Origin of the sequence: Spirilliplanes yamanashiensis (assembly GCF_016863475.1) — a bacterium.
GTDB classification, from domain to species: Bacteria; Actinomycetota; Actinomycetes; order Mycobacteriales; family Micromonosporaceae; genus Spirilliplanes; species Spirilliplanes yamanashiensis.
Window position 1 is genome coordinate 26,511 of sequence record NZ_BOOY01000019.1, and the last position, 11,914, is coordinate 38,424.

Consider the following 11,914-nt stretch of genomic DNA (forward strand, 5'->3'; position numbering starts at 1 on the left):
GGGACGCGAGAAGCTGTCAGCCGCCGATTCGGCGGAGCAGACCCTCCTGGACGGCGCTGGCGATGTGCCGGCCGTCGCGGGTGAACATGCGGCCCTCGGCGAGCCCGCGCCCGCCCCCGGCGGACGGGCTGCCGCAGTCGAACAGGAACCACTCGTCGGCGCGGAACGGCCGGTGGAACCACAGCGCGTGGTCGAGGCTGGCGCCGATGACGCCGCCGGGCCCCCACACCTCGCCGTGCACGTTGAGCACGGCGTCGAGCAGCGTCAGGTCGGACGCGTACGTCAGCGCGCAGGCCTGGATGAGCGGGTCGTCGGGCAGCTTGCCGGCGATGCGCATCCAGACGAGCTGGCGCTCCTCGGCGGGGCGGTCGCCCGGCGCGACCCAGCCGGGGGCGCCGAGGTAGCGGACGTCGACGGCGCGCGGGCCGGCCGCCAGGGCGCGCAGGCGCTCCGGGTACGGGGCCATCCGGTCGATCATCGTCGGCGTGTCCTCGGGCGCGGGCAGGCCGAGGGGCGTGGGCGAGTGGTGGTCGAGGCCGCTCTCGGCGACGTGGAACGACGCCGACATGAAGAAGATGGTCTTGCCGTGCTGGCGGGCCACGGAGCGGCGGACGGAGAACGACCGCCCGTCGCGGATGTTCTCCACCTCGAAGTCGATCGGGGTGGACGGGTCGCCGGGCCGGACGAAGTAGCCGTGCAGCGAGTGCACGGTGCGGTCCGGCCCGACGGTGCGCCCGGCGGCGACCAGGGCCTGGCCGGCGACCTGACCGCCGAAGACCCGCTGCGGCCCGACCTTGGGGCTGATGCCCCGGAAGGTCGAGTCGCCGATGGCGTCGAGGTCGAGGACCTCGAGCAGCTGGTCGACGGCGGCCTGACCGACGACCAGCGGTTCCCCGGTCGCCGGCTCGGTCATCCGACGTCGACCAGGGAGCCGAGCTGGTGCACGCGCAGGGTGTTGGTCGAGCCGGGCGCGTTCGGCGGGGAGCCGGCGACGACGACCACGTACTCGCCGGGCTTGGCGATGCCGAGGCCGAGCATGGCCTGGTCGACCTGGCGGAACATGTCGTCGGTGTGCTCGACGAAGTCCGTCAGGAACGTCTCCACGCCCCACGACAGGGCCAGCTGGTCGCGCACCTCGGCGACCGGCGTGAACGCCAGCAGCGGCAGCTCGCAGTGCAGGCGCGACAGCCGGCGCACGGTGTCGCCGGTCTGCGAGAACGCGACCAGCGCCTTGGCGCCGATGTTGCGGGCGATCTGCGACGCGGCGACGGTGAGCGCACCGCCGTGGGTGCGCGGGTCGTGCTGCAGGCGCGGGACGCCCAGCGAGCCACCCTCGGTGGTGGTGACGATCTTCGCCATGGTGCTGACGGTGAGGACCGGGTACTTGCCGACGCTCGTCTCGCCGGACAGCATCACCGCGTCGGCGCCGTCGAGCACGGCGTTGGCGACGTCGGACGCCTCGGCGCGGGTCGGGCGGCTGTTCTCGATCATCGAGTCGAGCATCTGGGTGGCGACGATGACGGGCTTGGCGTTCTCCCGGCACAGCTGCACGGCGCGCTTCTGCACCAGCGGCACCTGGTCGAGCGGCAGCTCGACGCCGAGGTCGCCGCGGGCCACCATCACGCCGTCGAAGGCGAGCACGATGGCCTCGAGGTGGGTGACGGCCTCGGGCTTCTCGACCTTGGCCAGCACGGGGCGGTGCACGCCCTCCTCGGCCATGATCTGGTGCACGAGCTTGATGTCGTCGGGCGAGCGCACGAACGACAGCGCGATGAGGTCGACGCCGAGGCCGAGCGCGAAGCGCAGGTCGGCCTCGTCCTTGTCGCTCATCGCGGGGACGCTGACGGCCACGTTCGGCAGCGAGACGCCCTTGTTGTTGGAGACCGGGCCGCCCTCGACGACGAGGCAGCGGATGTCGTTGCCCTCGACGGCGCTGACCTCGACGGCGACCTTGCCGTCGTCGATGAGCAGCCGGTCGCCGACCTTGACCTCCTGCGGGAGCTTGGAGTAGGTGCAGGAGACGCGGTCGGGGGTGCCGATGATGTCGTCACTGGTGATGGTGACGACGTCGCCGGTGCGCCACTCGTGGGGGCCCGCGGCGAACTTGCCGAGGCGGATCTTCGGGCCCTGCAGGTCGGCGAGGATCGCGACGGCGCGGCCGGCGGCCTGGGCGGCCTCGCGGACCAGGCGGTAGACCTGCTCGTGGTCGGCGTGGCTGCCGTGGCTGAAGTTGAGACGGGCCACGTCCATGCCGGCGTCGACGAGGCCGCGCAGGCGCTCGGCGGACGACGTGGCGGGGCCCAGGGTGCAGACGATCTTGGCTCGGCGTGTCACGCCCATCAGGCTAGTCTCTCCTCCGGGTCGGCGCGGACCGACCCCGATGCGGTCGAACGGAGTGTCGCGGGCACCGGCGACCGCGCGGAAAAGCCTAGACCCTCACGGACGGCGACGGCCCGCCGCACACCGCGCGGCGGGCCGTCGTGGCCGGTTCCGGAACCTCAGTGCACCGCGAGCGGCTGCTGCGACGACGTGACGGGCGCCGGCAGCTCGCCGTTGCCGCCGAGGTAGTTGTGGATGGCGGCGGCCGCCGCCCGCCCCTCGGCGATGGCCCACACGATGAGCGAGGCGCCGCGGTGCATGTCGCCCGCCACGAACACCCCGTCGGTGCTGGTCTGCCAGTCCTTGCGGGCGTCCAGCGCGCCGCGCCGGTTGCGCTCGACGCCGAACTGCTCCAGCAGCGGCTGCTGCTCGGTGCCCTCGAAGCCGATGGCCAGCAGCACCAGGTCGGCGCGGATCTCCCGCTCGGTGCCCGGCTTCGGCGTGACGACCCGGCGGCCGTCGACGCGCGACACGGTGACCTCGGCGATCCGGGCGGCGCGCACGTTGCCGTCCTCGTCGCCGACGAACTCCAGCACCGCGACGGCGAAGACGCGCTCGCCGCCCTCCTCGTGGGCCGGGTAGTTGCGCAGCACCCACGGCCACGTGGGCCACGGGTCGCGGTCGCCGGCCCGGTCCTCGGGGGGACGCGGGTAGTTGTCGAGCTGCACGACGGCGGCGGCGCCCTGGCGGTGCGCCACGCCGAGGCAGTCGGCGCCGGTGTCGCCGCCGCCGATGATCAGCACGTGCTTGCCGGCGGCGTCGATCGGCGTGCTGTCCTGCAGGCCCGCGACGACCCGGTTGGCCGGGACGAGGTGGTCCATGGCCAGGTGGATGCCCTTGAGCTCGCGCCCCGGGGTGTCCGTGGTGTCGCGGCCGGCGAGCGCGCCGCAGGCCAGCAGCACCGCGTCGTGGGCCTCGCGCAGCTGCTCGGCGGTGATGTCGACGCCCACGTTCACCGACGTGCGGAACTGGACGCCCTCCGCCCGCATCTGCTCGAGCCGGGCGTCGATGCGCTCCTTCTCCAGCTTGAAGTCGGGGATGCCGTAGCGCAGCAGGCCGCCGATGGCGTCGTCGCGCTCGTACACGGTGACGTCGTGTCCCGCCCGGGCCAGCTGCTGGGCGGCGGCGAGCCCGGCCGGCCCGGAACCCACCACGGCCACCGACCTGCCGGACTTCACCGGGGCGGGCTGCGGCACCACGTACCCGAGGTCGAAGGCGTGGTTGGCGATCTCCACCTCGACCTGCTTGATGGCGACGGGGTCGTCGCCGAGGCCGAGGACGCAGGCCGCCTCGCACGGCGCCGGGCACAGCCGGCCCGTGAACTCGGGGAAGTTGTTCGTGGCGTGCAGCGACTCCGCCGCCGACGCCCAGGCGCCGGTGCGGACCAGGTCGTTCCAGTCCGGGATGCGGTTGCCCAGCGGGCAGCCGTCGTGGCAGAACGGGATGCCGCAGTCCATGCACCGGGTGGCCTGGTCGCGGATGAGCTCCTCACCCGCGGGCGGGTAGACCTCCCGGTAGTCCCGGATGCGCACCGGGACCGGGCGGCGCTTCGGCAGCTGCCGCTCGTAGCGAAGGAAACCGTTCGGATCAGGCACGGGTGACCCCCATAACCGCCTCGTCGACGTTCCGACCGGCAGCCTCGGCGGTACGGATGACTTCCATGACGCGCTTGTAGTCGCGCGGGACCACCGCGGTGAACTCCCCCACCGCCTCGGGCCAGCGCTTGAGCAGCCGCTCGGCCACCGCCGAGTCGGTCTCCGCGAAGTGCTTCTGCACCAGGGCGTGCAGGGTCTCCTGCTCGGCGTCCGTCAGCGGGGTCAGGTCGACCAGCTCCGGGTTGACCCGCTCGGCGTCGAGCCGCCAGATGAACGCGGTGCCGCCGCTCATGCCCGCGGCGAAGTTGCGCCCCGTCGGGCCGAGCACCACCACGGTGCCGCCGGTCATGTACTCGCAGCCGTGGTCGCCCACGCCCTCGACGACCGCGACGCCGCCGGAGTTGCGCACCGCGAACCGCTCGCCGGCCCGGCCGCGCAGGAAGACCTCGCCCGCGGTGGCGCCGTACAGGATCGTGTTGCCCGCGATGATGTTGTCCTCCGCCGCGAACGGCGCCGACTCGTCGGGCCGCACGATCAGCCGGCCGCCCGACAGGCCCTTGCCGACGTAATCGTTCACGTCGCCGATGAGCCGCAGCGTGACGCCGCGCGGCAGGAACGCGCCGAACGACTGCCCGCCGGTGCCGCGCAGGGTGAACGCGATCGTGTCGTCGGGCAGGCCGTTGCCGCCGTAGCGGCGGGCCACCTCGCCGCCGAGCATCGCGCCGACGCTGCGGTGCTCGTTGCGCACCGCCACGTCCGCCGCCACCGGCGTGCCGTCGAGCAGTGCGGGCCGGGCGAGCGCGATCAGCTCGTTGTCGAGCGCCTTGTCCAGGCCGTGGTCCTGGGCGACGATGCCGCGCCGGGACGCGCCCTCGGGCAGGTCCGGCACGTGCAGCACCGGGGCCAGGTCGAGGTGGTGGGCCTTCCAGTGGTCGACCGCCGGCTCGACGTCGAGCACCTCGGCGTGGCCGATCGCCTCGTCGATGGAGCGGAAGCCCAGCTGCGCCAGGTACGCCCGCACCTCCTCGGCGATGAACAGGAAGAAGTTCTCCACGAACTCCGGCTTGCCGGTGTACCGCTCGCGCAGCACCGGGTTCTGGGTGGCGATGCCAACCGGGCAGGTGTCGAGGTGACAGACGCGCATCATGATGCACCCGCTGACGATCAGCGGCGCGGTGGCGAAGCCGTACTCCTCGGCGCCCAGCAGCGCCGCCACGACGACGTCGCGGCCGGTCTTGAGCTGGCCGTCGACCTGCACGACGACGCGGTCGCGCAGCTTGTTCAGCAGCAGCGTCTGCTGCGCCTCGGCCAGGCCCAGCTCCCACGGCGTGCCCGCGTGCTTGAGCGAGTTCAGCGGCGACGCGCCCGTGCCGCCGTCGTGGCCGGAGATGAGGATGACGTCGGCCTTCAGCTTCGCCACGCCCGCGGCGACGGTGCCGACGCCGACCTCGCTGACCAGCTTCACGTGCACCCGCGACGACGGGTTGACGTTCTTCAGGTCGTGGACGAGCTGCGCCAGGTCCTCGATGGAGTAGATGTCGTGGTGCGGCGGCGGCGAGATCAGGCCGACGCCCGGCGTGGCGTGCCGGGTCTTGGCGATCCACGGCCACACCTTGTTGCCGGGCAGCTGGCCGCCCTCGCCGGGCTTCGCGCCCTGCGCCATCTTGATCTGGATGTCGTCGGCGTTCACCAGGTACTCGGTGGTGACGCCGAACCGGCCGGACGCGACCTGCTTGATCGCGGAGCGGCGCGCCGGGTCGTACAGGCGCTCGACGTCCTCGCCGCCCTCGCCGGTGTTCGACTTGCCGCCGAGGCGGTTCATCGCGACGGCCAGGGTCTCGTGCGACTCGGCGGAGATCGAGCCGTACGACATGGCGCCGGTGGAGAACCGCTTGACGATCTCGCTGACCGGCTCGACCTCGTCGATCGGCACCGGCGGGCGCACGCCCTCGCGGAACGTGAACAGCCCGCGCAGGTGGCCGGCCTTCGCGGCCAGCTCGTCGACCTTCTGCGTGTACTTCTGGAAGACGTCGTACTGCTTGCTGCGGGTGGCGTGCTGCAGCAGGAAGACGGTCTCCGGGTTGAACAGGTGGACCTCGCCCTCGCGGCGCCACTGGTACTCGCCGCCGACCTCGAGGCGCCGGTGGGTGCGCTCGGCCGCGTTCGACGGGTACGCCTTGGCGTGCCGCGCCGCGACCTCGGCGTGGATCTCGGCCAGCCCGGCGCCGCCGATCTTGCCGGAGGTGCCGGCGAAGTAGCGCTCCAGCAGCCGGTGGTCGAGGCCGACCGCCTCGAACACCTGCGCGCCGCAGTACGAGGACACCGTCGAGATGCCCATCTTCGACATGATCTTCAGGACGCCCTTGCCGAGCGCCTTGACGTAGTTGCGCACCGCGGTGCGCGGCTCGACGCCCGCCAGCGCGCCCGTGGTGATGAGGTCCTCGACGCTCTCGAACGCCAGGTACGGGTTGACCGCGGCGGCGCCGTAGCCGATCAGCACGGCGGCGTGGTGCACCTCGCGGGCGTCGCCGGACTCGACGACCAGCGCGACCTGGGTGCGGGTCTGCTCGCGCACCAGGTGCTGGTGCACGGCCGCGGTGAGCAGCAGCGACGGGATCGGCGCCAGCTCGGCGTTGGAGTCGCGGTCGCTGAGCACCAGGATCCGCACGCCGTCCTCGATGGCCTCGGACACGTGCCGGCAGATCTGGGTCAGGCGGGCCTTGATGCCGGCGGCGCCGTCGCGCAGCGGGTACAGGCCGGACACCCGGGTGGCCTTGAAGCCGGGCAGGTCGCCGTCGTCGTCGATCGACAGCAGCTTCGCCAGCTCGTCGTTGTCGATGATCGGGAACGGCAGCACGATCTGCCGGCAGCTCGCCGGGCCCGGGTCGAGCAGGTTGCCCTCCGGGCCGATCGTCGAGGACAGGCTGGTGACCAGCTCCTCGCGGATCGCGTCCAGCGGCGGGTTCGTCACCTGGGCGAACAGCTGGTGGAAGTAGTCGAACAGCAGCCGCGGCCGGGTCGACAGCGGCGAGATGGGCGTGTCGGTGCCCATCGAGCCGAGCGGCTCGGCGCCCGAGCGCGCCATCGGCGCGACCAGGATCTTCAGCTCCTCCTCGGAGTAGCCGAACGTCTGCTGGCGGCGCAGCACCGAGTCGTGGGTGTAGACGGTGTGCTCGCGCGGCGGCAGGTCGGCCAGCTTGATGAGGCCCGCGTGCAGCCAGTCGTCGTACGGCTCGGCGGCGGCCAGCTCGGCCTTGATCTCCTCGTCGTGCGCGATGGTGCCGCGCGCGGTGTCGACGAGGAACATCTTGCCGGGCTGCAGGCGGCCCTTGGCGACGACGGTGGCCGGGTCGAGGTCGAGCACGCCCGCCTCGCTGCCCAGCACGACCAGGCCGTCGGAGGTGTGCCACCAGCGGCCCGGGCGCAGGCCGTTGCGGTCCAGGACCGCGCCGATGATCGTGCCGTCGGTGAACGCCACCGACGCCGGGCCGTCCCACGGCTCCATCAGGCTGGCGTGGAAGCGGTAGAACGAGCGCTTCGCCGGGTCCATGCCCGGGTCGTTCTCCCACGCCTCCGGGATCATCATGAGCACCGCGTGCGGCAGGCTGCGCCCGGCCATGTGCAGCAGCTCGAGGACCTCGTCGAAGTTCGCCGAGTCGGAGGCGTCCGGCGTGCAGATCGGGAACAGCCGCTTGATGTTGCCCGGCACCTGCTTGCTGGCCAGCAGCGCCTCGCGGGCCTGCATCCAGTTCTTGTTGCCCCGGATCGTGTTGATCTCGCCGTTGTGGGCGATGAACCGGTACGGGTGCGCCAGCGGCCACGACGGGAACGTGTTCGTCGAGAAGCGCGAGTGCACCAGCGCGATGGCGCTGTCGACCCGCTCGTCGACCAGGTCGGGGAAGAACTCCGGCAGCTGGTCGGGCGTCAGCATGCCCTTGAAGGTCATGGTGCGCGACGACAGCGACGGGAAGTAGGCGGCGATGCCGCGCTCGGCGGTCTCGCGCTCGGTCTGCTTGCGGATGCAGAACGCCACCCGGTCGAGGTCGACGCCGGACAGCGGCGTGCCGGCCCGCTCGACGCCGTCGGCCGTGCGCGTGTCGGTGAGCCGGTGCGCGCCGAGGAACACCTGGCGGATGCGCGGGCGCGCCGCCTCGGCGGACTCCCCCAGCCCGGACGGGTCGACCGGCACGTCGCGCCAGCCGAGGATGTCGCCGCCCTCGACGAGGGCGTACTTCTCCAGGATGGTGACCGCGCGGGCCGCCTCCGCCTCGCCGGCGGGCAGGAACACGTGGCCGGTGGCGTAACGCCCCGCGGGCGGCAGGTCGAAGTCGACGACCGCGCGGAAGTAGGCGTCCGGGACCTGGATCATGATGCCGGCGCCGTCGCCGGTGTTGTGCTCGGCGCCGCGGGCGCCCCGGTGGTCCAGGCGGATCAGGGCCGACAGGCCTTTCGCGACCACGTCGTGGGAGCGACGGCCGTGCAGGTCCGCCACGAACGCGACACCGCAGGCGTCACGCTCGTGCTGCGGGTCGTAAAGCCCCTGGGGGTGCGGAAGAGCCACCGGGCCTCCTGTCGTCACTGGTGCATGTCAAGGTCGGGACGACGTCGGCCCTGCAAAGTCGCTCAAGTCTACGTTAAGGCTCACCGATCTCCGCCAGGTGCGGAGATCACAGTTTCCGGTCCGGCACCGCCAGGGTGCGACCCGATAGTCTCGCGCGATGGCGCATCCCACACCCGACGACGACGTCTTCGACCGCCTGGAACGCTTCTACGACGCGGTGCCTCGCGACAGCGCCGTCGCGGAGGACTTCGGTGGCCTCGTGCTGTTCGTCCGCAACGGTGCGGGGTGGCCGTATTATGCCCGGCCCCGGCTGGACCCGACAGGGCCACCCACCGCCGCCGACATCACCGCCGTCCGGGAGCGGCAGCGGGAGCTGGGCGCGCCGGAGGCGTTCGAGTGGGTCCATGAAACCACACCGGACCTGCTGGCCGTCGCACGCTCGGCCGGGCTGTCGGTGCTGATGGCCCCGCTGATGGTGCTGGACACCTCCGCGCTGCCCCAGCCGGCGGCGCTCAGCGGGGTGCCGGTGACCGTCCTCGACCCGGCCGCGCCCTCGTTCGACCGGCAGCTGGCCGAGCGGCGCGCGGTGGCGCAGGTGGCGTTCACCGCCGACGCCGTCGCCGCCGGCGGGCCGGTGCTGCTCGGCTCGGGGCCGCAGCTCGCCGCGGCCGGGCCCGCCGAGCGCGACGCCGTGCCGCCGCCCGGCGCGGACGAGGTGGCCGAGGAGCGCCGCCGGCACGCCAGCGGCCGCATCACCTCCGCCGTGGCGGGCACGCCGGCCGAGGGCGCGCTGTCCAGCGGCGTGCTCCAGCGGGTCGGCGACGTCGCCGAGATCGCCGGGGTGGCCACCCTGCCGTCGGCGCGCCGGCGCGGCCTGGGCTCGGCGGTCACCGCCGCGCTGGCGGCGCACGCCCTCACCGCCGGGGCCGACCTGGTGTTCCTCAGCGCGGCCAGCGACGACGTGGCCCGGCTGTACGCCGCGATCGGCTTCCGCCGGATCGGCACGGCGTGCGTGGCCGAGCCGCAGGCCGAGGTGGGCTGACCGGGGCTGAGTCCGGCCGTCAGGCCGGGGGCTGCCACGGGGTCTCGTTGCGGCCCAGCAGGCGCGGGGCCAGGTTCGCCAGCGCCGCGTCGCGGGCGCGCAGGGCCAGCCGGCCGCGCGCCTGCACCGCCGCCGACATGCGCCGGGTCTGCCGCACGATGCCCGCCGTGCGGGGCCGGCGGGTGCGGCTGTAGCCCTCGACCGCGCAGCGCAGGGCGTCGCCCGGCGCGGCGTCCGCGACGGCGGCGGCGAGCGTCACCGCGTCCTCGAACGCCAGGCACGCGCCCTGGCCCAGGTGGTGCGGCATCGCGTGGGCCGCGTCGCCGACCAGCACCACGCCGCCGGGTCCGGCCGGGAAGCCGTACGCGCGCGGCAGCGGGCGCAGCTCGCGCACCTCGCGGTGCACCACGTCCTGCGGCCGGGTGGCGTCCAGCAGGCGCGCCACCGGCTCGTGCCACTCGGCGAACCAGCGGCACAGCAGCGCCAGCTGCTGGGCGGGCGGCTCCGGGCGGGGCGCGCCCGCGGCCGTCGCCGACCAGCACACGCCGCCGCGGCCCGCCGAGTGCTCGGCCAGCGGCGCCGCCACGAACCGGTAGCCCGCGCCGAGGGTCTCGAAGCCGTCGACCGGGCCGGGCAGCCGGAAGCCGGGCACCACGGCCTGCCACGCGGCGAAGCCCGACGCCGCCACCGCCGCCTCCGGCGCGATGTGCCGGCGCACGGCCGAGTCGATGCCGTCGGCCGCCACCAGCAGGTCGCCCTCCCAGCGGGTGTGGCCGTCGCCCACCGCCGGACGCGCCGACGGACCCGCCGACACCGACCGCACCACCACGCCGGTGCGCACCTCCACGTCGCCGCCGAGGCCCGCGACCAGCGCCTCCAGCAGGTCCTGCCGGTGCACGGCGGCGGGCGCCTCCGCGTCGTCGGGGCGCGGGCGCGGCGTGACCAGCCACTGCCCGTCGGGCCGGCGCACGCCCAGGTCCGGCAGGGGCGCCGCGATGGACGTCCACGCGCCGCCCGGGTCGAGGGCGCGCAGCGCGCGCAGCCCGTTCGGCCACAGCACCAGCCCGGTCGGGTCGGCGGCGACCCGCTCCGCGCGTTCGAGCAGGGTCACCCGCCAGCCGGCCCGGGCGAGCGCGCCGGCGGTGGCGAGACCGGCGAGACCGGCCCCGACCACCACGGCGGTGCGCGTCAAGGTCAGCTCCGGTCGTCGCCGTCGCGCGCCGCGACCGGGCCGGCCTCGGCGTCCTGCTCCGTCCGGCCGGCGTCCGGCGCCGGCTCCGGGTCCGCGGCGGGGGCCAGGTAGCCGCTGCGCTGGTACGCCAGGAACCGGTCCTCGTCGACCACCTGGTAGCCGGGCGGCGGGGCCTTCGGCGCGCGGGCCTCGCCCGCCACGTCGACCTGCGACACGTCGCCCGTGGCGCCCGGCGCGGCCGGCGCCTCGGTCGGCGCGTCCGTCGGCACCAGGAACTCGCGCGGCCCGCGGGCCCGCAGGAAGTACAGCAGCGCCGCCACGAACACGATGACCGACACGTACACGTTGATGCGCACGCCGAAGAACTCGGTCGCCTCGTCGGTGCGCATCGCCTCGATCCACACCCGGCCGAGCGTGTAGCCCATCACGTAGACGGCGAAGGCGCGGCCGCGGCCGAACTTCCACCGCCGGTCGGCGAGCAGCACGACCGCCACGACGCCGAGGTTCCACAGCGCCTCGTACAGGAACGTCGGGTGGTACAGCTCCGGCAGCACCACCGGCTCGCCGTCGATGACGTTGGCGCGGCCCGGGTTGGCGCGGTCCATGTCGTGCACGCGCAGGCCCCACGGCAGGGTCGTGACGCCGCCGTACAGCTCGTTGTTGAACCAGTTGCCGAACCGGCCGATCGCCTGGGCCAGCGGCAGGCCGGGCGCCAGCGCGTCGGCCGCCACCGTCAGCGGGATGCCGAGCTGGCGGCACGCCAGCCAGGCGCCCACCGCGCCGCCCGCCACCGCGCCCCAGATGCCGAGGCCGCCCTCCCAGACGTAGAGGGCCCGGATCGGGTCGCCGCCGGAGCCGAAGTACTCCTGCGGCGAGGTGATCAGGTGGTAGATGCGCGCGCCGACGATGCCGAACGGCACCGCCCACACGGCGATGTCGAGGCCGGCCCACGGCGCCACGCCGCGGCGGCGCAGCCGGTACTCCATCACCAGCAGCGCCGCGACGATGCCGAGGATGATGCACAGCGCGTAGGCGCGGATCGGGATGCCCAGCACGTCCCAGACGGCGGTGCTCGGGCTCGGAATCGCGGCGAGGGTCACGGATGCACACGCTACCGCCGTGAGCGCCGTGCGCAATCATCCGCC

Annotated in this window: 7 protein-coding genes; 1 reads left to right on the forward strand and 6 read right to left on the reverse strand. The window is 73.9% G+C overall.

Features of this window, described 5'->3' with window-relative positions; all coding sequences use genetic code 11:
• Positions 1 to 16: 16 nt before the first annotated feature.
• The 4 genes from Sya03_RS13410 to gltB all read right to left on the reverse strand — a co-directional run bounded on the left by Sya03_RS13410 (position 17) and on the right by gltB (position 8,535).
• Positions 17 to 913: an acyl-CoA thioesterase gene (locus Sya03_RS13410; RefSeq protein WP_203938597.1), complete on the reverse strand. Its 897-nt coding sequence runs from the start codon at positions 911 to 913 to the stop codon at positions 17 to 19.
• Complete coding sequence (gene pyk, locus Sya03_RS13415) at positions 910 to 2,340, reverse strand: pyruvate kinase (RefSeq protein WP_203938598.1); 1,431 nt, start codon at positions 2,338 to 2,340, stop codon at positions 910 to 912. The genes Sya03_RS13410 and pyk overlap by 4 nt, the downstream gene beginning before the upstream one ends.
• 158 nt (positions 2,341 to 2,498) lie before the next feature.
• Positions 2,499 to 3,974, reverse strand: coding sequence for a glutamate synthase subunit beta (locus Sya03_RS13420; RefSeq protein WP_203938599.1), 1,476 nt, complete (start codon positions 3,972 to 3,974; stop codon positions 2,499 to 2,501).
• A complete protein-coding gene (gene gltB / locus Sya03_RS13425) occupies positions 3,967 to 8,535 on the reverse strand; it encodes a glutamate synthase large subunit (protein WP_486387572.1) in 4,569 nt (1,522 codons plus the stop codon). The genes Sya03_RS13420 and gltB overlap by 8 nt, the downstream gene beginning before the upstream one ends.
• Positions 8,536 to 8,692: 157 nt before the next feature.
• Between gltB and Sya03_RS13430 the strand changes: the two genes are divergently transcribed.
• Positions 8,693 to 9,577, forward strand: a complete 885-nt coding sequence (locus Sya03_RS13430) for a GNAT family N-acetyltransferase (RefSeq protein WP_203938601.1) — start codon at positions 8,693 to 8,695, stop codon at positions 9,575 to 9,577.
• Positions 9,578 to 9,596: 19 nt separating this feature from the next.
• On the opposite strand, the gene Sya03_RS13435 is transcribed toward Sya03_RS13430, so the two are convergent.
• Both Sya03_RS13435 and lgt read right to left on the reverse strand, forming a co-directional pair.
• Positions 9,597 to 10,769 carry an FAD-dependent oxidoreductase gene (locus Sya03_RS13435; protein ID WP_203938602.1) on the reverse strand — a complete coding sequence of 391 codons (1,173 nt, stop codon included), beginning with the start codon at positions 10,767 to 10,769 and terminating at the stop codon, positions 9,597 to 9,599.
• 2 nt (positions 10,770 to 10,771) lie between these two features.
• Positions 10,772 to 11,869: a prolipoprotein diacylglyceryl transferase gene (gene lgt / locus Sya03_RS13440; RefSeq protein ID WP_203938603.1), complete on the reverse strand. Its 1,098-nt coding sequence runs from the start codon at positions 11,867 to 11,869 to the stop codon at positions 10,772 to 10,774.
• Between the last annotated feature and the right edge of the window lie 45 nt (positions 11,870 to 11,914).